The following is a 20,091-nucleotide window of genomic DNA, read 5'->3' as shown; positions in this document are numbered from 1 at the left end:
GGCTACCATGTCACGCACAAGCCTGACCTTGTTCGATTCCGCATTGATCGGCCCCGCCATCGTCGATGCGTTCAAAAAACTCGACCCCCGCACGCAGTGGCGCAGCCCCGTGATGTTTGTCGTCTACGTGGGCAGCATCATCACGACCCTGCTGGCTATCCAGGCCATCAACGGCCAGGGTGAAGCGCCGTTCGGCTTCATCGCCGCCGTTGCCGTGTGGCTGTGGTTTACGGTGCTGTTCGCAAACTTTGCCGAAGCGCTGGCCGAAGGGCGCAGCAAGGCCCAGGCGGCCTCCTTGCGCGCCCTGAAGCAGACGGTGATGGCAAAGAAAATGCAAACACCGAAGTACGGCACCTCCTGGCTGCCTACGCCGGCAACCGATCTGCGCAAGGGCATGACGGTGCTGGTCGAGGCGGGTGACGTGATTCCCGCCGACGGCGAAGTCACGGCCGGCGTGGCCTCGGTCGACGAGAGTGCCATCACGGGCGAATCGGCGCCCGTGATCCGCGAATCGGGCGGCGACTTTTCCGCCGTGACGGGCGGCACCCGCGTGTTGTCGGACTGGCTGCTGGTACGCGTCTCGGTCAATCCGGGTGAAGCCTTCATCGACCGCATGATCGCCATGGTGGAAGGCGCCAAGCGCCAGAAGACACCGAATGAAATCGCCCTGACGATTTTGCTCGTCGCCCTGTCGATTGTCTTCCTGATCGTCACCGTGACCTTGCTGCCGTACTCGCTGTTTTCCGTAGCGGCAGCCGGCAGCGGCACGCCCGTCAGCATCACCGTGCTGATCGCGCTGCTGGTGTGCCTGATCCCGACTACCATCGGTGGCCTGCTGTCGGCCATCGGCGTGGCCGGCATGAGCCGCATGATGCAAGCCAATGTGATCGCCACCTCGGGCCGCGCGGTGGAAGCGGCGGGTGACGTGGACGTGCTGCTGCTCGATAAAACGGGCACCATCACCCTGGGCAACCGCCAGGCGTCGAGTTTTGTGCCCGCTCCCGGCGTGACAGAGCAGCAGTTGGCCGATGCGGCGCAACTCGCTTCCTTGGCCGATGAAACACCGGAAGGACGCAGCATCGTCGTGCTGGCCAAGCAGAAATTCAACATCCGCGAACGCGAGATGGCCAGCTTGAACGCCACCTTCGTGCCCTTCACGGCGCAAACGCGCATGAGTGGCGTGGATATTCCTGGCGAACAGCAAGTGCGCCAGCTGCGCAAGGGTGCAGCCGACTCCATGAAAAAGTATGTGGAAGCGCTGGGCCAGCCGTATCCGGCCGAGGTATCGCGCGCTGTCGATGATATTGCGCGCCGTGGCAGCACGCCGCTGGTGGTGGTCGACGATGGCCGCGTGATGGGTGTCGTGGAACTGAAGGATATCGTCAAGGGCGGCATCAAGGAGCGTTTTGCGGAATTGCGCCGCATGGGCATCAAGACCGTCATGATCACGGGCGACAACAAGCTGACGGCAGCGGCCATCGCAGCCGAGGCGGGCGTCGATGACTTCCTGGCCGAAGCGACGCCGGAAGACAAGCTCAAGCTGATTCGCAGCTACCAGTCCGAAGGCCGCCTGGTGGCAATGACGGGCGACGGTACCAACGATGCTCCTGCGTTGGCGCAGGCCGATGTCGCCGTGGCCATGAATTCCGGTACGCAGGCGGCGAAAGAGGCGGGCAATATGGTCGACCTGGATTCGAATCCGACCAAGCTGCTGGAAATCGTTGAAATCGGCAAGCAGATGCTGATGACGCGCGGTTCGCTGACGACGTTCTCGATTTCGAACGACATCGCCAAGTACTTCGCCATCATCCCGGCTGCCTTCGTGGGCACTTATCCGCAGTTGAAGGCGCTCGACATCATGCACCTGTCCAGCCCCGCCTCGGCCATCATGTCGGCGGTGATCTTCAATGCCCTGATCATCGTCGTGCTGATTCCGCTGGCCCTGAAGGGCGTGCAATACCGGGCCATCGGCGCGGCCAGCCTGTTGCGTCGCAATCTGCTGATCTACGGCCTGGGCGGCATCATCTTGCCGTTTATCGGGATCAAGCTGATCGACATGCTGCTGTCCGCTCTCAATTTAGTTTAAAGGAACCATCATGAGCACTATCGTACGTCCCGCCCTGGTCCTGTTTGCCGCGCTGACCGTGATCTGCGGCGTCGTCTATCCGTTTGCCACGGCCGGCATCGGGCAGCTGGCCTTCAACGATGAAGTCAACGGCAGCATCGTCGAGCGCGCTGGCCGCCCCGTCGGCTCGATGCTGATCGGCCAGTCCTTCACCTCGCCCAAGTATTTCTGGGGCCGGCCATCGGCCACCGCGCCGATGGCAAATAACGGTGCCGGTTCGGGCGGCTCGAATCTGGGACCGAGCAATCCGGCCCTGGTGGACGCCGTGAAGGCGCGCATCGCCGCCCTGAAGGAAGCAGATCCCGGCAATACGCGCGCCATTCCGGTCGACCTGGTAACGGCGTCGAGCAGCGGCCTGGACCCGGAAATCAGTCTGGCAGCAGCGTTGTACCAGGCGCCGCGCGTGGCCCGCGTCCGCGCCGTGCCGCTGGCGCAGGTGGAAAACGCCATCGCCAAGGTGCAGAAAACCGCGTATATCGGCTTTTTCGGCGAGCCACGGGTGAATGTGCTGGAACTCAATCTGGCGCTTGATGCCCTGGCAAAGTAAGCTGCCAACGGTACGCAGGCCAACGATGTTGTCGGATTACGCGCGCCCTTCGGACGCGCTAATCCGACCTACAATGCCCAAGAAGATTAAAATACAACATGCTCCCCAACGACAGCCAACGCCCCGACCCTGATGCCCTGCTGGCGCAAGTGCAGGCGCAGGAAAAGAAAGCCGCGCGCGGCCGCCTGCGCATTTACTTCGGCGCCTCGGCAGGCGTCGGCAAGACCTATGCGATGCTGGCCGCCGCCCGCAAGATGCTGGCCGATGGCCAGGATCTGCTGGTGGGCGTGGTGGAGACGCATGGGCGCCAGGATACGATGGCCCAGCTGGACGGTTTGCCGCTGCTGCCCCTGAAGGCCATCGAATACCGTGGCAAGACCCTGTTCGAGTTCGACCTGGACGCGGCCTTGTTGCGCGCGCCGCCGCTGATACTGATGGATGAACTGGCCCATTCGAACGTGGCCGGTTCGCGCCATCCGAAGCGCTGGCAGGATGTCGAGGAATTGCTGGCGGCCGGTATCGACGTGCTGTCGACCGTCAATGTGCAGCATCTGGAAAGCCTGAACGATGTGGTGGGTGGCATCACCGGCGTGCGCGTGGCTGAAACCCTGCCCGACACGGTGTTCGACCGCGCCGATGAAGTGGTACTGGTCGATATCCCCGCCGATGAACTGTTGCGCCGCCTGAAGCAGGGCAAGGTATACCAGCCGCAGCAGGCCGAGCGGGCATCCCAGCATTTTTTCCGCAAGGGTAATCTAATCGCCCTGCGTGAACTGGCTTTGCGCCGCACGGCGGACCGGGTGCAGGACGACGTGCAGGCTTACCGCGTCGAGAAATCCATCAATCCAGTGTGGAAGACGGGCGCCGCGCTGCTCGCATGCGTGGGCCCGTACGTGGGTGGCGAACACGTGATCCGCAGCACGGCGCGCCTGGCCAGCCAGCTCAATGCCGAATGGCACGCGCTGTACGTGGAAACGCCGCGCCTGCAGCGCCTGCCGGCGCGTGAGCGCGAACGCATCCTGAAAACGCTGAAACTGGCGCAGGACCTGGGGGCGCGCACGGCTATTGTGCCGTCCGCCGACATTGCCGGTGCCGTGGTCGAGTATGCGCGCAGCGCAAATATCTCGAAAGTCATCGTCGGCCGTGCCAACTGCGGTGCGCTGCTGCGCCTGTGGCATACGCCTCCGTCCGTGCGCATGGCCAGTCTGGCGCCCGATATTGACTTGATCGAGGTCGGCTTGCCACCTGCCGATACGGCGCTGCGGCGCGCGGCGGGCGACGATGCGCAGGTGCCGCGCAGGTCATCGCGCCATTGGCGTTACCTATTGGCCGCCGGCGTCAGCTTGGGCACAGCCCTCGCCTCGGTCCCCCTGCAACCCTATCTGGACCTGGCCAATATCGCCATGCTGTCGCTGCTGACGGTGGTGCTGGTGGCTGTGCGCCTGGGGCGCGGACCGGCGGCGCTGGCCAGCCTCGTGGGCGTGGCTTGCTTCGATTTTATCTTCGTGCCACCGCGCTTCTCGTTTGCCGTGGGCGATTTTCAGTACATAATTACTTTTGGCGTGATGCTGGCCGTGGGCCTGATCACGGGCCACCTGACGGCCGGCCTGCGCTTCCAGGCGCGCGTGGCATCGCACCGCGAAGCACGCGCCCGTGCCCTGTACGAGTTTTCGCGGGAGCTGTCCGGCGTGCTGCAGACAGAGCAGATTTTCGATATCACGAAAAGCGCCATCGAACGCGCTTTCCGTGCGCGCGCCACCTTGCTCCTGCCCAATGATGAGGGCAGCTTGCTGCCGCCGAACGGCGGCGAGCCGCTCGATATGGGTATCGCGCAGTGGGCCTTCGACCATGCGCAGGCAGCCGGTACGGGCACCGATACCTTGCCCGCTTCGCCCATTTTCTACCTGCCGCTGATCGCGCCGATGCGTACGCGGGGCGTGCTGGCGCTGTTGCCGCTGGAGGCTGCCCAGCACGGGCGCTGGCTGCTGGTGCCGGAACAGCGGCAGCACCTCGATACCTTTGCCGCACTGGCCGCTATCGCGCTCGAGCGCGTGCACTATATCGACGTCGCCCAGGGCGCGCTGCTGCAGATGGAGTCCGAGCGGCTGCGTAATTCGCTGCTGGCGGCCCTCTCGCACGACTTGCGTACGCCATTGACGTCGCTGGTGGGGCTGGCCGAATCGCTGGCGCTGTCCAGGCCAGCGTTGTCGCCTGCGCAGCTGGACATGGCGCGCTCGCTGCAGTTTGAAACCGTGCGCATGAGCGCTCTGGTGGCGAACTTGCTGGACATGGCGCGCATCGAAAGCGGGCAGGTACGCCTGAACTTGCAATGGCAGGCGTTGGAAGAGGTGGTGGGCAGCGCGCTGCGCGCCAGCGGCCCGCAATTACAGCAGCATGCCGTGCAGACGCAGTTGGCGCCAGATTTGCCGCTGGTACGCTACGACGCAGTGCTGATCGAGCGCGTGCTGTGCAACCTGCTGGAAAACGCGGCCAAGTACACGCCGCCCGGCAGCACCATTACTGTCGCGGCCGGGGTGCACGGCCAGTTCCTGCAGGTGAGGGTGTTTGACGATGGTCCGGGCCTGCCACCCGGTCGCGAAGAGGCCATCTTTGAAAAATTCACGCGCGGCGAGCGCGAATCGAACAAGCCGGGCGTCGGGCTGGGACTGGCCATTTGCCGTGCCATCGTCGAAGCCCACGGCGGCAGCATACACGCGCAGCCGCATGTGCCGGGACAGGGCGCTGCCATTGCATTTAGCCTGCCATTGGGCACGCCCCCTGCGCCGCCGGAGATCGAACTCGATGACGCCAACGATTATGAAACAGGAAAACCATCATGAACGAACCTTCCGCCACCGCCTTGCTGGTCGAGGATGAACCGCAAATCCGCCGCTTCGTGCGCGCCGCGCTGGAAGACGAGGGCTGGCAGATTTTCGAGTCCGCCACCATGCAGCGCGGTCTGATCGATGCCGGCACGCGCCGGCCCGACATGATCGTGCTGGACCTGGGCCTGCCTGACGGCGACGGCATCGACTTCATCGCCGACATCCGCAAATGGTCGGCCGTGCCCATCATCGTGCTGTCGGCACGCGTCGATGAAGAGGACAAGATACGCGCGCTGGACGCCGGTGCCGACGATTACCTGACCAAGCCGTTCGGCGTTGGCGAGTTGCTGGCCCGCGTGCGCGCCACCTTGCGCCGCCAGCGTCAACCTGCCGCCAGCGATGATGGCGTGGTGCAGTTCGGCGACGTGCGCGTTGACCTGAAGGACCGCCTGGTGACGCGCAACAAGCAACTGGTGCACATGACGCCGACTGAATTTCGCTTGCTGTCGGTGCTTGTGAAGAACGCTGGCAGGGTGGTCACCAATCCGCAACTGCTGCGCGAAGTATGGGGGCCGTCGAACAGTGAAAACGGCCACTATCTGCGCATCTACATGGGCCATCTGCGCCAGAAGTTGGAAGCCGATCCGGCCCAGCCGCAGTACCTGCTGACGGAAACGGCGGTCGGCTACCGCTTGCTGCTGCCTCTCTAAACAGCTTTATTCCCCTGTTGGAAAACGGGCGCTGCGCGCGCCGGGGGGACGCTTTACCTACAATTTTGCAGCGGCGGGCCAGCTGCGCCATATTGGCAAAGGCCCATACTACCCATGAAGAAGAAGAAACCATGAATAAATTATTCCTTGCACTCGCCCTAGCCACCCCCTTCAGCGCCTTTACGGCCAGCCTGGCTCACGCAGAAGAAGCCAAGCCTGACAATGAAATCAGCTTCAACGTGGCCGGCGTGTCCGACTACCGTTTTCGTGGCATTTCGCAGACGCGCTTGAAGCCGGCGCTGCAGGGTGGCGTCGACTACGTCAACAATCCTACCGGCCTGTACGCGGGCGCCTGGGCCTCCACCATCAAATGGACCAAGGATGCGGGCGGCAGCGGCGACGTTGAAGTGGATCTGTATGCGGGCAAGCGCGGCCAGTTGACGGCCGATGTCGCTTACGACGTGGGCGTGCTGGCGTATGTGTATGCGGACAATGGCTTGAAGTACATCGCCGGCCTGGCCGACGCCGATACGCAGGAAGTCTACGGCCAGTTGTCGTATGGCCCCGCCTATATCAAGTATTCGCACACCGTTTCCAATCTGTTCGGCCTCGTCAACAGCAAAAACAGTGGCTATCTGGACATCGGCGCGAATATCGACCTGAGCAACGGCTGGACCGCTAACCTGCACGCGGGCCATCAGAAGGTCAAAAACAATGATGCGGCCAGCTACACGGACTGGAAAGTGGGCATCACGCGCGATTTCGGCGTGGTGACGGGCGCGCTGGCCGTGATCGGCACGAACGCTGACAAGTCGGCCTATGCTTCGCCGGTGAATGGTAAATTCATGGGCAAGACGGCGCTGCAACTGACAGTTGGCAAAACGTTCTAATTGACGGAGATAAAAGGAGAGGCGGCGCATGCGCCGCCTTTTTTTCGAGCCGTGCTAGCGGGGCAGGTTGAAAACGGCGCAATACAATTGTCCCAGGCTGACCACGCGGGCCAGTGGAATCTGTGCGGCCAGGGCGTGGGCAGGTGCCGCTTGTGTGTCCGTTGCCAGCAGGACGCGCAGCTCCGGATTGATGCTGCGTGCATACGCGATGCGGCGCGCCAGGCCAGCCTGCGCAGCGCCATCCACGACGCCGTTCGGCGGCACCACCAGCACGCGTGCGGCGATCAGGGCTGAACGGCTACCCATGGAGTCGCGCCCTTCGCTGTCGATGACGATGTCGTGGTAGCAGGTCACCAGGTGTTCCAGTTCCGGCTGCAAGCCCTTGGCGCTGATGGCGCGCGCCATCAGGCGTGGCCGCGTCGGGCTGCCGTGCATGGCCATGTCGTGCATATTTTTCGCCTGCGCCATGGCTCCCTGGCGCGGATCGGCATCGAGCAGCAATACCTTGCGTCCGGCCAGCGCGCGCGAGGCGGCTAGTCGCCCGGCCAGGATGGATTTCTCGATGCCCCCGCTTTCATCCGTGATGGCGATGATCATCTTGGCGCACGGCTGGTATGAGGTTGGCGGCGCAGACCAGTTGCAGCACACAGCCTTCGCGTGGCGCGTCCCTGTCGCTGGCTGTCCATGTGGGCAGTTCCATCAATGCATCGAGTGCTTCGGCCAGACTGTCCTGGCCGGCGCGGGACATCGGCGTCATCGGCAGGCGCAGCTCGTCGCGCACCTTGCCTTGCATGGCCAGCGCCGCCTTCAATGGCCCAGGATTGGGTTCGGAAAACAGCAGGCGGATAAGGGGCAGCATGGTCTTGAACAGGGCGCCTGCGGCGCCGTGGCGGCCCTGCTTGACCAGGTGGTACAGCTGCGCATACAGATCCGGCCTTATCTGGGCGGCGGCCGACATGGCGCCGTGGCCGCCCATGGAAAGGCTGGCCAGCAGCACAGTGTCGTCGCCGCACAGCACGTCCAGGCGTGTCTCAAGCAGCAGTTCCGCCAATTGCTGCAGCTTGCCGCCCGCTTCCTTGATGGCGACGAAGTGCGAGTCGCGCGCCAGCAGTGCCGCCGTCTGCGGTTCGATATTGACCCCCGTGCGGGCCGGCACGTTGTATAGCACGATGGAATGGTCGGTGGCGTCGGCGATGGCCTGGAAGTGGCGCACGATGCCGTCCTGCGAAGGGCGTACATACGACGGTGCCGAGATCAGCAGAGCGGCCAGCGGATGGTCGTGATAGCGCTGCACCGCAGCGACGACGCTGCGCGTATCGCTGCCGCCGATACCCATCACGACGGGGAAGCGGGGGCCGACGGCTTCGAGTACGCTATCGAGCAGCATGCTTTGCTCCGCAGCGCTCAGCATGGCCGCTTCGCCCGTGGTGCCACACACCACCAGGCCATCGACGCCGCTGCTAGCGAGCTCGCTGGCCAACTGCTGTGCTGCGGCTAGATCGAGTTCGCCTTCGCAAAACGGCGTGACCATCGGTACCCAGATGCCTTGGAAGTGCGCGGTGATGCGCGATGAAGACATCGCCTGCTCGCAGCAATACTGGTTCATAGCGATTTCCCCTGGCTGATACGGCCAAATTCCGCCGCCGGCAGCAGGCGCATGACGGCATCCATGGTCAGGCGCAGGGCCGGCTCCGTCACGCACAGCCAAACCTTCATGCGTTCGGCATGCTCGATCGCCTCGATGCGCATGAATGACAGCATGCCGCCGCACGTCTTGACGACCAGTTGGCGCAGCTCGGCCAGGCAAGACTTGTCGACCGTGATATGCATGAGGAATGTGGGCAGGCGCGGATGGCGGTGGGGCAGTGCTCGATGGACTTGATGGGCTTGATGCGTAGGCAGGCGTGAATGGGGTTCCATGGTAGCTTTGCAGCGGTGGTTGAGGTACGTTCAAGATTAGCAGCGGGGGCGTAAAGATTCTCTAAAAAGCGGGACCGCGCGCGTAAACGCGCCGTATGCAGCGCTGGCCGCATTTTTCTGCCCGCGTGTTGCGTGGATGCGGCGCGCCTGTGCTTTTGTTACAAAATTGAATCGTGCTTTGGCAGGCAGGGGTTTATATTGAAAACGTCTCCGCTTTCAGTCAGCCTTGCCATGTCAGACGAAAAAGATCTCCAGCACCTCCCGGCCACCGATCCTGCAACGCCGGCCCGGCCCGAGCGGGTCGGCAGGGCACCCGATGATGAGCAGCGTGCGCACGATGCTGTGCCCCGTTATCTGAAGGATAACGACACGCCGCTGGCGCTGGCGTGGAGGGTGATCTCGTCGCGCTACCGTTCCATGCGCGACAAGGCCAGCCGCGATTTCATGCGGCGCACCCTGCGCATTGGCATCTCGGCGCGCATTTTCCATCCCGAGCCGGGCGCCACCGGACTGCGCAGCAAGAACCTGCAATACCTGGAGGAGTCGATTGCGCAGTGGGTCATGTCGCGTGACGTGCTGGTGTTCATGATCCCGACGGTCAATACCAGCGGCTTGCTACACCCGAGCAATATCACCTTGCGCCACTATGCGCGCCACCTGGACGGCCTGGTGCTGCAGGGGGGCGCCGACGTTTCCCCGCAGACGTATTCCGAGGCGGCTACGCGCCCCGAATGGAGCGGCGACCGCGCGCGCGACCTGTACGAACTGGAATTGCTGCATGAATTTGTCGACGCGGGCAAACCCGTGCTGGGCATATGCCGCGGCTGCCAACTCATCAACGTGGGCTTTGGCGGCACTTTGTACCAGGACATCGCTTCGGACGTGGAAGGCGCCACCTCGCACGTCAACGACCTGTACGACCGCCATCGCCACAGCATCGTCTTCCCGAAAGGCTCGTCGCTGGCGGGCATGTTCCCGAAGGCGGGCGAGGCGCTCGTCAATTCCATCCACCACCAGTCGGTTAAGGACCTGGGGCGCGACATCAGCGTGGAAGCGTATTCGCAAGGCGATAATATCGTCGAAGCCATCCGCTACCAGCGGGCGCGCTTCGTCATGGGCCTGCAGTGGCACCCGGAATTTCATTCGGCAGGCGGGGTCGAACTGCTCGATTGCACGCCCATCCTCGATAACTTTTTGCGCGCGGCGCGCGAGACGCGGTTTTGAGCCGACCGATGTTTCCAGGCTGGGCAGCGTCAGTAATTCATGGGCTCACCGCGAAAACATCGAATGGCGGCATCGACCATGCCCTCGGCGCTGCCCTGCAGGCTGTGCTGCTTGCGCAGGTATTGTGCGTCGCTCCATTGCTTGGCCACCTCAGACAGGTGTTTCAAGGCTGGCGTACTGCCCAGCGCCTCGGCGTGCGGTTCCATTTTGCGCAGGGTGGTCATGATGTCTTCGCGCAGTGACATCGTCTCGTAGGTTTTCGGATGCGTGATGGCACCATCGAGGCCAAAGCGGCAAGCCTGGAAGCGGTTGTAGTTATACACGAGGTAATCGTCTTCCACCGGCGGGGTTTCGCGGCGTTCGAGCAGGTAGCGGCACAGCGCTTGCAGGTAGGCGGCCAGCGCGGCGGCCCGCTCCACCGTCAGCGGCGTGTCGCACACGCGCAGTTCGATAGTGCCAAATTCCGGCTTGGGACGGATATCCCAGTAAAAGTCCTTCATGCTCTTGATGATGCCCGTGTTCTCCATCTTGGCGAAATATTCGTTGGAGAATTGTTCCCAGCTGAGGGTGAACGGTGCGCGCCCGCTCATGGGAAAGGCGAATACGGAGTTCAGGCGGGCCGAGTCGAACAGCGTATCGCGTCCTTGCACGTAGGGCGAGGAAGCCGACAGGGCGATGAAGTGGGGGATGTAGCGGTTCAGTGAATGCAGCAGGAACATGGCGTCGTCGCCCGAGGCGCATCCGATGTGCACGTGCTGGCCGAAGATGGTGAACTGCTTGGCCAGGTAGCCGTACAGTTCCGAGATTTCCTGGAAACGCGGCTTGGAGAAGATCTTTTGTGACGACCATTGCTGGAACGGGTGCGTGCCGCCGCCCGCGATGCCGATATTGAGCTTGTCGCCGGCCGTGACCAGTGTGTCGCGGATTTCTTGCAACTGCGCCAGCAGGGGGCCGTGATGCGTGTGCACGCTAGAGTTAATCTCGATCATGCTCTCGGTGATTTCCGGCGTAACGTTGCCGGGAAACGGTTTCTTGTTCAGCAGATGCAGCAGATCGGGGCTCGCTGCCGTCAAATCATAGTCTGACAGATTCACCAGTTGCAGTTCGAGTTCGACGCCGAAGGTCAGCGCGGCCGATTGGCCAAAGGGTTCCAGTGGCATTTAGCGCTCCTTGATTTCGTGGGTTTCTTTGGCCAGCATCAGCACGCGCTGCACCAGCACCGGGCCGACCAGTTCCAGGCCCAGCGTGACGGCGGCCAGGGCGTTCAATTCGTCGCCGAAGTTCACGCCTTGCTGGCGCGCGTGTTCGAGCAGCAGGATGATGAAGACGGAAACGGGCGTGAGGGCCATTCCCGTCAGCACGCCCTTGCGCCAGGAAATGCCGCTGACGTGCGAAAACGCGGCCACGCCGACGACTTTCGTCAGCAAGCGACCGCCGACGACGGCCAGGGCCAGGGCCGCGCCGGCCGTCACGCTGGCCCACTCCAGGGTCGAGGCGGCATACACGAACAGCAGCACCGTCAGCAGTTCGCCCAGCGCGCCGAAATTACGCTGCGCCTGGCTGAAGGCGACGCGGCGGTGGCGCGCTACCAGGCCGAATGTGAGGGTGGCCAGTAGCGGCGACAGGCTGGTGGAATAGGTCAGGGCGACGAGCAGCATCACCGACAGTGCAAAGGCGACGGTGGCGTCCTGCGCCATATTGCCCAGACGGCGCAGCATGGCCGGTACGACGATGCCAAAGACGGTGCCGGCGGCGACCGAGGCGGCCAGCACGGCGGCGCTGCTGCTAGTGGCTTGGACCAGGTCGGTGGCGCTCTGGAACATCCAGAAGCCGACGATGATGTTGAACGTGAAGACGGCCAACACGCAGTTCAGCGCCGTCAGGTGGACGATGCGTTCCGTCACCTGGCCCGAGCTGCGTTCTTCGTTGATGACGCGCATGATGGTGGCTGGCGAGGTGGACATGGCCAAGGACGCCAGCAGCAGCGCTGTCATCGAGGTGCTGCCAAATTCAATACCGATGAAGTAGACGACGGCAAAGGTCAGCAAGGATTCTGCCAGGCCCGTGACGGCAATCCACGGGTTGTTCTTTAGCCAGCGCAGGTTGATGCGGTAGCCGACTTCGAACAGGATCAGGCCGAAGGCCACGTCGGCCAGCACCAGCATGGGACCGGCGTCCGTTTGCGGCAAGATGCCGACCTGCGTTTGCGCCAGGACGAAGCCGATGACGCCATAAAAACTGATGCGCGGCAGGCCAGTCCAGCGGTGGCCGAATTCGCCCACCACCCAGGCCACGGTGATGGCGAATGGCCAGGACAGGTCGGCGGCGATCGAGATCAGACTTTGCATGCTCATTCCTTTGAAATAGCGCTGGCACCAAGCGCCAGCATGGAGGCTGGCGCGATCATGTCGTGGTGCAGCGATGGTGCATAGTTTGCGCACAGCGATGCGCCGATTCTACCGGAGCAGAAGGCGTGCACGATGTGCGCAATCGAACAGTGTCGCGGCCATGGCGGCCGCGCACAGGATGCAGCAGGTTAGGGTATGGCAGGGCTGGTATCAGCGTATAGTACTCGAGCGCGGCGCACAGGCCCTGCACGGTAGGTCAGTGTCGCAGTGTGCGCCATGGCGGCCCGTCCGCCGCCATGGATTTTTTGGCGTATTTCTTTATTTGCTGAGCAGGCGCATGCCCCGTTCCAGCCCGTCGATCGAGAGGGGAAACATGCGGTTGTTCATTAATTGGCGTATCACGCCTATCGACTGGCGGTACTGCCACAAGCCCTCCGACTCGGGATTGAGCCAGATGAATTTGGGGAATGCCTGGGTAAAGCGCGCCAGCCATGTCGATCCCGCTTCCTCGTTGTTGTATTCGACCGAACCACCCGGCTGCAGGATTTCGTAGGGACTCATGGTGGCGTCGCCGACAAAAATCAGCTTGGTATCTGGCGCATACTTGCGCAGTACGTCCCAGGTGGAAAAACGCTCGGCGTTGCGGCGCCGGTTGTTCTTCCACAGGGTGTCATAGACGCAGTTATGGAAGTAAAAGAACTCCATGTTTTTGAATTCCGTTTTCGCCGCCGAAAACAGTTCTTCGGTGCGCTCGATATGGTCGTCCATGCTGCCGCCCACATCGAACAGCATCAGTACCTTGATGCGGTTCTTGCGCTCTGGCCGCATCTTGATGTCCAGATAGCCCGCGTTGTTGGCCGTGGCGGCAATGGTGGCATCGAGCGCCAGCTCGTCTTGCGCACCTTCGCGCGCGAATTTGCGCAGGCGGCGCAGTGCCACCTTGATGTTGCGCGTGCCTAGTTCGCGCTCGCTGTCGTAATCCTTGTAGCTGCGCGCTTCCCATACTTTTACTGCCGTGCGGTTGCCGCCCTTGCCTCCGATGCGGATGCCTTCCGGATTCGTGCCGCCATTGCCGAACGGCGACGTGCCGCCCGTGCCTATCCACTTGCTGCCGCCCTCGTGGCGCTCCTTCTGTTCCTTCAGCAGTTCGTTCAGGCGGTCCATCAGCTTGTCGTAGCCGAATTTTTCCAGCTGCGCCTTCTGCTCTTCGGACAGCTCGCGCTGCATGCGCTTGAGCAGCCAGTCGAGGGGAATCGCCGCGTTCGTCTCGAAGGCTGCGTTGACACCCTTGAAGTATTGGGCAAATGCGCGGTCGAACTTGTCGAAATGGGCTTCGTCCTTGACCAGGGTCAGGCGCGACAGATAGTAGAAATCGTCCATCGAGGCGTCGATGACATTCTTTTGCAATGCTTCGAGCAGGGTCAGAAATTCCTTGATCGAGACAGGAATCTTTGCGTCCTTGAGCGTGAAGAAGAAATCGATCAGCATGGCGTCTGCCCTTGCGCGCGGGGCAGTGCGGCGATGCGGCGCTGCGCCAGCTTGTCGCGCAGATGGGCGGCTATTTCCGGCCACTCGCCGCGCGTGATGCTGTACATGACGGTGTCGCGCACGGTGCCGTCGCGGCGCAGCGCATGGTGGCGCAGCACGCCATCCTTTTTCGCGCCCAGGCGCTCGATGGCCGCCTGCGAGGCATGGTTGAAATTATCGGTGCGAAAACCCACCAGAGCGCAGCCGAGCGTGTCGAAGGCATGCGCCAGCAGCAGCAATTTGCAGGTGGTGTTGACGTGGCTGCGCTGGCAGCGTTTCGCGTACCAGGTGTAGCCGATTTCCAGGCGGCCTATGGCGGGTACTACGTCGTGGTAACTGGTGCTGCCGAGCACCTCGCCGCTGGCCACGTCGATGACGGCAAAGGCGAAGCGCGCCGGGCGCATTTCGATGCTCTTGAAAATGTACTGGTCGACCTGTTCCGGTTCCGGCACCGAGGTGACGCGCAGATTCCACAGTTCGCCATCCGTGGCCGCCGCGCGCAAGCCGGGCGCGTGGTGCGGCGCCAGCGCTTCGAGGGCGATGCCGTGCAGTTCCAGGGGTACGAAGACCTTGTCCGGGCTGATGTCGTTCACCTGCGCTCCTTAGCGGTTGGTGCGCGACATGAACATCAGGCGCTCGAACAGATGCACGTCCTGTTCGTTTTTCAGCAGCGCACCGTGCAGCGGTGGCACGACAGCCTTGTTATCGTTGCTGCGCAGCGCGTCAAAGGGGATGTCTTCGGCCAGCAGCAGTTTGAGCCAGTCGAGAAATTCCGAGGTCGACGGTTTTTTCTTCAGGCCCGGCACGTCGCGCACTGCATAGAAGGTGTCGAGCGCCTGTGCCAGCAATTGCTGTTTCAGGTGCGGGTAGTGGACGGCGACGATCTGCTCCATCGTGTCCTTGTCCGGGAATTTGATGTAATGGAAGAAGCAGCGGCGCAAAAACGCATCCGGCAATTCCTTCTCGTTGTTCGAGGTGATGATGACCAGCGGGCGATGGCGCGCCGTGACCATTTCGCGCGTTTCATAGACATAGAATTCCATGCGGTCCAGTTCACGCAGCAGGTCGTTCGGGAATTCGATGTCGGCCTTGTCGATTTCATCGATCAGCAGCACCACCGGCTCGGGCGCTGTGAATGCCTGCCATAGCACGCCCTTGACGATATAGTTCTGTATGTCGCGCACGCGCTCGTCGCCCAGCTGCGAATCGCGCAGGCGCGACACGGCATCGTATTCGTACAAGCCCTGCTGCGCCTTGGTGGTCGATTTGATATGCCATTGCATCAGCGGCATGTTCAGTGCGGCGGCCACTTCTTCGGCCAGCATGGTCTTGCCGGTGCCCGGCTCGCCCTTGATCAGCAGCGGGCGCTGCAGGGTCAGCGCCGCATTCACGGCCAGTTTCAGGTCGGCGGTGGCGACATAGCTGTCGGAACCTTCGAAGCGTTGGCCTTGCTGGGGGTGCTTTGCTTGCATGAGCGGTCTGCCAAAATAGGGAAATGCTGAGTATAAACAGAACTGTGGCGCACCGCCACGCGGATGGCCAGTGCTTGCCGGCCGACAATGCGGGTTTTATAGGTGGACTTGCAAGAATATCTTGGCTAGAATCGGCAAGCAGCAGATTAATTGTTAACCTTAATTGTCAATCTTAATTGTCAATACAATAGAGAAGATCAATAAAAACCAGCTCTGGCGTTTCTCCGATTAGCTTTGTTCACATTGCCACTATGAAAAAAATATTTGCACTTCTCGTGCTTGCCGGCACAGCAAATGCCGTCACAGCGGCTGACATTGTAGGAAACGCCAAGGCAGCCACTGCCAAGGTGGAGATGTGTATTGGTTGCCACGGCATTCCCGGTTACAAGGCGACCTTTCCCGAGGTGTTCCAGGTACCGATGATCGGCGGCCAGACGGCAAAATATATCGAAAATGCCCTGTTAGCCTACAAGAAGGGCGAGCGCAAGCATCCCAGCATGAAGGGTATCGCCAGCAGCCTGTCCGAGCAGGATATCGCCGATGTCGCCGCATATTATGCGCAACAAGCCAAGCCGAACTGAGGACTAGCCCGATGAAAACATTACTCGCCGCCCTCGTTTGCGCCACGGTGTCGTTCGGCGCCGGCGCCACCGGCAATATCAACACTGGCAAGGCCCTGGCTGAAAAATACAGCTGCGCGACCTGCCACGGCAAGGATTACGGCTCGCCCATCGATCCATCGTATCCAAAACTGGCGGGCCAGCACAAGGATTACCTGGAACATGCTTTGACGGCGTATAAACGCGGCGACAAGGCCAATGGCCGCAACAACGCCATCATGACGGGCCAGGTGAAACCGTTGAGCAACCAAGACATCAAGGACCTGGCCGCCTACCTGCACAGCCTGCCGACCACCCTGGTGGTGCGCCGCTGAGCTGTAGCGCCGCGCCAGGTTTTTAGCCAGCCGGCGTCGCGCGCGCCGAGATCGAACATAGCCGTGTTCAAGCGCATGCTGTCCTTGCGCTTGGCGCGCGGCCGAGCCGCTCGCTCTCGGCCAGCGATACCGGCAAGGGCGTCAGCGCTGGCCTGGTTTAGCGGCGGCGCACGCAGTCGATGTAGGCGTCGGTATCGGGCGGCAAGCCCGAGCGCTGCGATGCCCAGATCATCTGACCCAGGCATTCCATCACTTCGTGCTGCGCTGCATGGGCTGAATCGAGGCGTTGCGTGAGTTGCTGCACTGCCGGGCGGATGCCGCGCGGCTGGTCGACCTGGACTTGCTCCGTGATCGACAGATGCATGGACAGGTGCAGGAAAGGATTGGCCTGTCCGCCTTCGACGGAGTAATCGCGCGCCAGTGCCGCTTCGACGTCGCTCAAGGCGTCTTCATATTCGGGGTGTTCGAGGATCCAGTCGAGCGCGATGGCTTCCATCGGCGTGAGGATTTCATGGGCGCGGTGCTTGCGCAATGTTTCGCAAAAGAAGCGTCGCACATCGTCGGAAGAGGGGTTGAACATGGCTCAAGGAGTCTGGCTAAGGGGTAGCCGGCATTGTACCGCGTACATAGACAAAGGGCATCGGGGATGCTTGCCGTCTGGCGCCTGTTTGCGTGCCCCGATAGTTGGGGCAATTTATTACCCTGCAGTAAGTGTTATCCACTATCGTGTGGGCCTAGCGGCGCCAAATAACGGTGATAAAATCGCCACTCTTGATATTCGCACTGGACATGACGGCGATTTCATTGCCGGCTTTTCAGCCGGCAACGCAGTCTGCGCTATCCATTGCCCGCACCTTTGCCACCAGATATTGCTCTTGGGATATTCCGGAGCGCGGCAGCATGCCTATCACCATCGACATTGAGCTGTTCGGCCGCCATGGCGCGCCGCAGGCCAGACTGTTTTTCGTCAGATCAGCCGGTAGCTGCGATGGTGTCGCCACGGTGGCGCGCAAGAATCATCCTTCAGTATTCATAAACGGAGTTACGTATGCGTAAATCGCTATTACTTTTGATGTCGTGCCTGATCCTGGCGGCATGTAACAAGACCCCTCCTGCCTCGTCCGAAAAACCGGTCGACGTGCTGCTGATCGGCGCAGGCACCATGAGCGCCACCCTGGGCAGCATGCTCAAGGAACTCGATCCATCGCTGACGATGGAAATGGTCGAGCGCCTCGATTCCGTGGCCGCCGAAAGCTCGGACGCGATGAACAACGCGGGCACTGGCCACTCGGCATTTGCCGAACTCAATTACACGCCAGAAGCGGCCGACGGCAGCATCGAGACGAAAAAAGCCGTTGCCATCAACGAGCAATTTGAAATTTCCAAGCAATTCTGGGCCTATCAGGTAGCCAACAAGCACCTGGGCGCACCGCAGACCTTCATCAACAATGTGCCGCACATGGCCTTTGTCTGGGGCGATGACAATATCGCCTTTTTGAAGAAGCGCTACGCCGCGCTGCAAAAGGAAAACCTGTTCAAGGGCATGCTGTACTCGGAAGACCAGGCACAGATCGAGCAATGGGCGCCGCTGATCATGCAAGGGCGCGACAAGGGCCAGAAAGTGGCGGCGACGCGCATGGAAATCGGTACCGACGTCAATTTCGGCAACCTCACGCGCGGCTTGGTGAAATACCTGACGGACAGTCATGGCATGGCCCTGCATCTGCGCCACCAGGTGGAAGACATCGAGCGCGGCGCCGATGGCGTGTGGAACGTGACGGTGAAAGACCTCGCTGCCGGCAAGGAAAAGACCATGCGCGCCAAATTCGTCTTCATCGGCGCCGGTGGCGGTTCGCTGCCGCTGCTGGAAAAATCGGGCATTGCTGAAGCCAAGGGCTACGGTGGCGTGCCGGTGGGTGGCCAATGGCTGGTCACCACCAACCCGGAACTGGTGGCGGCGCATGCGGCCAAGGTCTACGGCAAGGCATCCGTCGGTTCGCCACCGATGTCCGTGCCGCATCTCGATACGCGCATTATCGATGGCAAGAAAGCGCTGTTGTTTGGCCCGTTTGCCACTTTCTCGACCAAGTTCCTGAAGAACGGCTCGTGGATCGACTTGCCTGCCTCTATCGGCGCGGGCAATGTGAAACCCATGCTGCAAGCCGGCTATGACAATATTCCGTTGACGAAATATCTGGTCGAGCAAGTCATGAACACGCCGGAAGACCGTTTGAAGACCCTGCGTGAATATCTGCCGAATGCCAAGATGGAAGACTGGACCTTGCAAAACGCGGGCCAGCGCGTGCAGATCGTCAAAGATGATCCTGTCAAAGGCGGTTTGCTGCAGTTCGGCACGGAAGTCGTCGGCGCTGCCGATGGCAGCATCGTCGCCCTGCTGGGTGCCTCGCCCGGTGCCTCGACCGCGCCGCCTATCATGATCAAGGTGCTGCAAACGGCATTCAAGAGCCGCCTGGCGACACCGGAATGGCAAGCCAAGATGGTGGAAATGGTGCCGTCGTATGGCCAAAAGTTGAATAGTGACCCGGCTCTGGCCAACAAGATCCGCCACTACAGCAGCGACATCCTGGGCTTGAAAGCGATTACGCTCGATGTTCCCGCTACTGCGCCAGCGCCGGCGGCAAACTAAGTCAGTCTGACCGGCAAAAAAGTTCTTTGCCGGAATGTAAAAATGGGCAGCCTGTTCAGGCTGCCCATTTTGCGTGGGAAAGTGCGTTCATCGCGCTGGGCTAGACCTTGCCCGGCAAGAGCAGCTCCGGCATGCACCCATCGGCGGCAATGCCGTCGCAAGGCTTGACCAGTGCCACAGCATCCTGCGCCCGTGGTGCATGGGGCTGGCGCAGGTAGCGCGAGGTGTGGCGCTGCGCTTGCTGTGCGTTGCCATGCGCGGGCCAAGTCAGGAAGCGCGACAGCTCCTGCAAGGCGCGCTGGTACACATCGCGTTTAAATTCAATGACGACATCGAGCGGGACCCAGTATTCATGCCAGCGCCAGGCGTCGAACTCGGGATGGTCGGTCAGGCGCAGATTGACGTCGTTATCGCGCGCGCACATTCTCAGCAGAAACCAAATCTGCTTTTGGCCACGGTAGTGGCCGCGAATCTCGCGCTTGATGAAGTGGTCTGGCACTTCATAGCGCAGCCAGTCGCGGGTGCGGCCGACAATTTTGACGTGTTCCTGTCTGAGTCCGATTTCCTCTTCAAGTTCGCGAAACATGGCTTGTTCCGGTGTTTCGCCATATTTGATACCGCCTTGCGGAAACTGCCATGAGTGCTCGCGCACCCGCTTGCCCCACCACACCTCGTTCTGGGCGTTTAGCAGGATGATGCCGACGTTGGGCCGAAACCCTTCACGGTCGAGCATAATGCACCTCAAACTTTCTGCGACAGAGCGTCCTTATTTACGTAATTACCCACAACTTCGCAAGCCGGTGACCTTTTCGGGGTGAGAAAAGCGCCGGAATCGCACCAATTGAGCGCATTTGTGTAAAGTATGGACGCATCAGCCAGCTAATCCTTTAAAATTAGGTTGATTATAACCCTCTCTTTTTAA

The 20,091-nt window shown here is 61.5% G+C and carries 20 protein-coding genes; 10 read left to right on the top strand and 10 right to left on the bottom strand.

The window, feature by feature from the left end:
• Window positions 1–7 precede the first annotated feature (7 nt).
• From kdpB to ACQ4V8_RS06475, 5 genes are all read left to right on the top strand, one after another.
• Window positions 8–2,086, top strand: a complete 2,079-nt coding sequence (kdpB, locus tag ACQ4V8_RS06495) for a potassium-transporting ATPase subunit KdpB (RefSeq protein ID WP_010401407.1) — start codon at window positions 8–10, stop codon at window positions 2,084–2,086.
• Between the two features lie 10 nt (window positions 2,087–2,096).
• The gene (gene kdpC / locus ACQ4V8_RS06490) at window positions 2,097–2,672 is read left to right on the top strand and encodes a potassium-transporting ATPase subunit KdpC (protein WP_010401406.1); all 576 of its coding nucleotides are present in this window, start codon (window positions 2,097–2,099) and stop codon (window positions 2,670–2,672) included.
• 98 nt (window positions 2,673–2,770) lie between these two features.
• Window positions 2,771–5,512, top strand: a complete 2,742-nt coding sequence (locus tag ACQ4V8_RS06485) for a DUF4118 domain-containing protein (RefSeq protein ID WP_010401404.1) — start codon at window positions 2,771–2,773, stop codon at window positions 5,510–5,512.
• The gene (gene kdpE / locus ACQ4V8_RS06480; protein ID WP_010401402.1) at window positions 5,509–6,207 is read left to right on the top strand and encodes a two-component system response regulator KdpE; all 699 of its coding nucleotides are present in this window, start codon (window positions 5,509–5,511) and stop codon (window positions 6,205–6,207) included. The genes ACQ4V8_RS06485 and kdpE overlap by 4 nt, the downstream gene beginning before the upstream one ends.
• Before the next feature lie 131 nt (window positions 6,208–6,338).
• The gene (locus tag ACQ4V8_RS06475) at window positions 6,339–7,097 is read left to right on the top strand and encodes a TorF family putative porin (protein ID WP_010401401.1); all 759 of its coding nucleotides are present in this window, start codon (window positions 6,339–6,341) and stop codon (window positions 7,095–7,097) included.
• Between the two features lie 54 nt (window positions 7,098–7,151).
• Here the strand turns inward: ACQ4V8_RS06475 and ACQ4V8_RS06470 are convergent, their stop codons facing one another.
• From ACQ4V8_RS06470 to ACQ4V8_RS06460, 3 genes are read right to left on the bottom strand one after another with little or no spacing between them, the layout of a single operon-like run.
• On the bottom strand, window positions 7,152–7,694 hold the full coding sequence (locus tag ACQ4V8_RS06470; protein WP_010401399.1) for a ParA family partition ATPase: 543 nt from the start codon (window positions 7,692–7,694) through the stop codon (window positions 7,152–7,154).
• The gene (dapA, locus tag ACQ4V8_RS06465; RefSeq protein ID WP_436571102.1) at window positions 7,672–8,703 is read right to left on the bottom strand and encodes a 4-hydroxy-tetrahydrodipicolinate synthase; all 1,032 of its coding nucleotides are present in this window, start codon (window positions 8,701–8,703) and stop codon (window positions 7,672–7,674) included. The genes ACQ4V8_RS06470 and dapA overlap by 23 nt, the downstream gene beginning before the upstream one ends.
• Complete coding sequence (locus ACQ4V8_RS06460) at window positions 8,700–9,017, bottom strand: hypothetical protein (RefSeq protein WP_436571101.1); 318 nt, start codon at window positions 9,015–9,017, stop codon at window positions 8,700–8,702. The genes dapA and ACQ4V8_RS06460 overlap by 4 nt, the downstream gene beginning before the upstream one ends.
• A gap of 231 nt (window positions 9,018–9,248) precedes the next feature.
• Between ACQ4V8_RS06460 and ACQ4V8_RS06455 the strand changes: the two genes are divergently transcribed.
• The gene (locus tag ACQ4V8_RS06455; RefSeq protein ID WP_010401393.1) at window positions 9,249–10,241 is read left to right on the top strand and encodes a gamma-glutamyl-gamma-aminobutyrate hydrolase; all 993 of its coding nucleotides are present in this window, start codon (window positions 9,249–9,251) and stop codon (window positions 10,239–10,241) included.
• Window positions 10,242–10,270: 29 nt separating this feature from the next.
• Here the strand turns inward: ACQ4V8_RS06455 and ACQ4V8_RS06450 are convergent, their stop codons facing one another.
• The 5 genes from ACQ4V8_RS06450 to ACQ4V8_RS06430 all read right to left on the bottom strand — a co-directional run bounded on the left by ACQ4V8_RS06450 (window position 10,271) and on the right by ACQ4V8_RS06430 (window position 15,588).
• The gene (locus ACQ4V8_RS06450) at window positions 10,271–11,401 is read right to left on the bottom strand and encodes a YbdK family carboxylate-amine ligase (protein ID WP_010401392.1); all 1,131 of its coding nucleotides are present in this window, start codon (window positions 11,399–11,401) and stop codon (window positions 10,271–10,273) included.
• Entirely contained in the window at window positions 11,402–12,589 is a 1,188-nt protein-coding gene (locus ACQ4V8_RS06445) for a cation:proton antiporter (protein ID WP_029496673.1), read from the bottom strand.
• Window positions 12,590–12,907: 318 nt separating this feature from the next.
• Entirely contained in the window at window positions 12,908–14,077 is a 1,170-nt protein-coding gene (locus ACQ4V8_RS06440; protein ID WP_436571100.1) for a vWA domain-containing protein, read from the bottom strand.
• Window positions 14,071–14,709 carry a GNAT family N-acetyltransferase gene (locus ACQ4V8_RS06435; protein ID WP_436571099.1) on the bottom strand — a complete coding sequence of 213 codons (639 nt, stop codon included), beginning with the start codon at window positions 14,707–14,709 and terminating at the stop codon, window positions 14,071–14,073. Before ACQ4V8_RS06435 ends, ACQ4V8_RS06440 begins: the two co-directional genes overlap by 7 nt.
• A 9-nt stretch (window positions 14,710–14,718) precedes the next feature.
• Window positions 14,719–15,588 carry an AAA family ATPase gene (locus ACQ4V8_RS06430; protein WP_070346218.1) on the bottom strand — a complete coding sequence of 290 codons (870 nt, stop codon included), beginning with the start codon at window positions 15,586–15,588 and terminating at the stop codon, window positions 14,719–14,721.
• A gap of 251 nt (window positions 15,589–15,839) precedes the next feature.
• Between ACQ4V8_RS06430 and ACQ4V8_RS06425 the strand changes: the two genes are divergently transcribed.
• Window positions 15,840–16,169: a c-type cytochrome gene (locus ACQ4V8_RS06425; RefSeq protein WP_010401382.1), complete on the top strand. Its 330-nt coding sequence runs from the start codon at window positions 15,840–15,842 to the stop codon at window positions 16,167–16,169.
• An 11-nt stretch (window positions 16,170–16,180) separates the two neighbouring features.
• A complete protein-coding gene (locus ACQ4V8_RS06420; RefSeq protein WP_436571098.1) occupies window positions 16,181–16,522 on the top strand; it encodes a c-type cytochrome in 342 nt (113 codons plus the stop codon).
• A 157-nt stretch (window positions 16,523–16,679) separates the two neighbouring features.
• Here the strand turns inward: ACQ4V8_RS06420 and ACQ4V8_RS06415 are convergent, their stop codons facing one another.
• Complete coding sequence (locus ACQ4V8_RS06415; RefSeq protein ID WP_010401378.1) at window positions 16,680–17,102, bottom strand: DUF1841 family protein; 423 nt, start codon at window positions 17,100–17,102, stop codon at window positions 16,680–16,682.
• Between the two features lie 209 nt (window positions 17,103–17,311).
• Here ACQ4V8_RS06415 and ACQ4V8_RS06410 point away from each other — a divergent pair, with 209 nt between their 5' ends.
• A complete protein-coding gene (locus tag ACQ4V8_RS06410; protein WP_029496672.1) occupies window positions 17,312–17,578 on the top strand; it encodes a hypothetical protein in 267 nt (88 codons plus the stop codon).
• Entirely contained in the window at window positions 17,571–19,169 is a 1,599-nt protein-coding gene (mqo, locus tag ACQ4V8_RS06405; protein WP_043462760.1) for a malate dehydrogenase (quinone), read from the top strand. Before ACQ4V8_RS06410 ends, mqo begins: the two co-directional genes overlap by 8 nt.
• A 100-nt stretch (window positions 19,170–19,269) precedes the next feature.
• On the opposite strand, the gene ACQ4V8_RS06400 is transcribed toward mqo, so the two are convergent.
• A complete protein-coding gene (locus ACQ4V8_RS06400) occupies window positions 19,270–19,902 on the bottom strand; it encodes an RNA pyrophosphohydrolase (protein ID WP_010401372.1) in 633 nt (210 codons plus the stop codon).
• Window positions 19,903–20,091 lie beyond the last annotated feature (189 nt).

The sequence above is a fragment of the Janthinobacterium paucivorans genome, from assembly GCF_051380805.1.
In the GTDB taxonomy this organism is placed as follows: Bacteria; Pseudomonadota; Gammaproteobacteria; order Burkholderiales; family Burkholderiaceae_D; genus Janthinobacterium; species Janthinobacterium lividum_D.
The sequence above is the reverse complement of the archived record's forward strand: the minus strand, read 5'-3'. Positions and strand labels throughout refer to the sequence as shown.

Excerpts from the sequence above, each read along its gene's own strand:
- kdpB (WP_010401407.1), top strand. The coding sequence starts at position 8 with ATGTCACGCACAAGCCTGACCTTGTTCGATTCCGCATTGATCGGCCCC.
- kdpC (WP_010401406.1), top strand. The coding sequence starts at position 2,097 with ATGAGCACTATCGTACGTCCCGCCCTGGTCCTGTTTGCCGCGCTGACC.
- ACQ4V8_RS06485 (WP_010401404.1), top strand. The coding sequence starts at position 2,771 with ATGCTCCCCAACGACAGCCAACGCCCCGACCCTGATGCCCTGCTGGCG.
- kdpE (WP_010401402.1), top strand. The coding sequence starts at position 5,509 with ATGAACGAACCTTCCGCCACCGCCTTGCTGGTCGAGGATGAACCGCAA.
- ACQ4V8_RS06475 (WP_010401401.1), top strand. The coding sequence starts at position 6,339 with ATGAATAAATTATTCCTTGCACTCGCCCTAGCCACCCCCTTCAGCGCC.
- ACQ4V8_RS06470 (WP_010401399.1), bottom strand. The coding sequence starts at position 7,694 with ATGATCATCGCCATCACGGATGAAAGCGGGGGCATCGAGAAATCCATC.
- dapA (WP_436571102.1), bottom strand. The coding sequence starts at position 8,703 with ATGAACCAGTATTGCTGCGAGCAGGCGATGTCTTCATCGCGCATCACC.
- ACQ4V8_RS06460 (WP_436571101.1), bottom strand. The coding sequence starts at position 9,017 with ATGGAACCCCATTCACGCCTGCCTACGCATCAAGCCCATCAAGTCCAT.
- ACQ4V8_RS06455 (WP_010401393.1), top strand. The coding sequence starts at position 9,249 with ATGTCAGACGAAAAAGATCTCCAGCACCTCCCGGCCACCGATCCTGCA.
- ACQ4V8_RS06450 (WP_010401392.1), bottom strand. The coding sequence starts at position 11,401 with ATGCCACTGGAACCCTTTGGCCAATCGGCCGCGCTGACCTTCGGCGTC.
- ACQ4V8_RS06445 (WP_029496673.1), bottom strand. The coding sequence starts at position 12,589 with ATGCAAAGTCTGATCTCGATCGCCGCCGACCTGTCCTGGCCATTCGCC.
- ACQ4V8_RS06440 (WP_436571100.1), bottom strand. The coding sequence starts at position 14,077 with ATGCTGATCGATTTCTTCTTCACGCTCAAGGACGCAAAGATTCCTGTC.
- ACQ4V8_RS06430 (WP_070346218.1), bottom strand. The coding sequence starts at position 15,588 with ATGCAAGCAAAGCACCCCCAGCAAGGCCAACGCTTCGAAGGTTCCGAC.
- ACQ4V8_RS06425 (WP_010401382.1), top strand. The coding sequence starts at position 15,840 with ATGAAAAAAATATTTGCACTTCTCGTGCTTGCCGGCACAGCAAATGCC.
- ACQ4V8_RS06420 (WP_436571098.1), top strand. The coding sequence starts at position 16,181 with ATGAAAACATTACTCGCCGCCCTCGTTTGCGCCACGGTGTCGTTCGGC.
- ACQ4V8_RS06415 (WP_010401378.1), bottom strand. The coding sequence starts at position 17,102 with ATGTTCAACCCCTCTTCCGACGATGTGCGACGCTTCTTTTGCGAAACA.
- ACQ4V8_RS06410 (WP_029496672.1), top strand. The coding sequence starts at position 17,312 with ATGACGGCGATTTCATTGCCGGCTTTTCAGCCGGCAACGCAGTCTGCG.
- mqo (WP_043462760.1), top strand. The coding sequence starts at position 17,571 with ATGCGTAAATCGCTATTACTTTTGATGTCGTGCCTGATCCTGGCGGCA.
- ACQ4V8_RS06400 (WP_010401372.1), bottom strand. The coding sequence starts at position 19,902 with ATGCTCGACCGTGAAGGGTTTCGGCCCAACGTCGGCATCATCCTGCTA.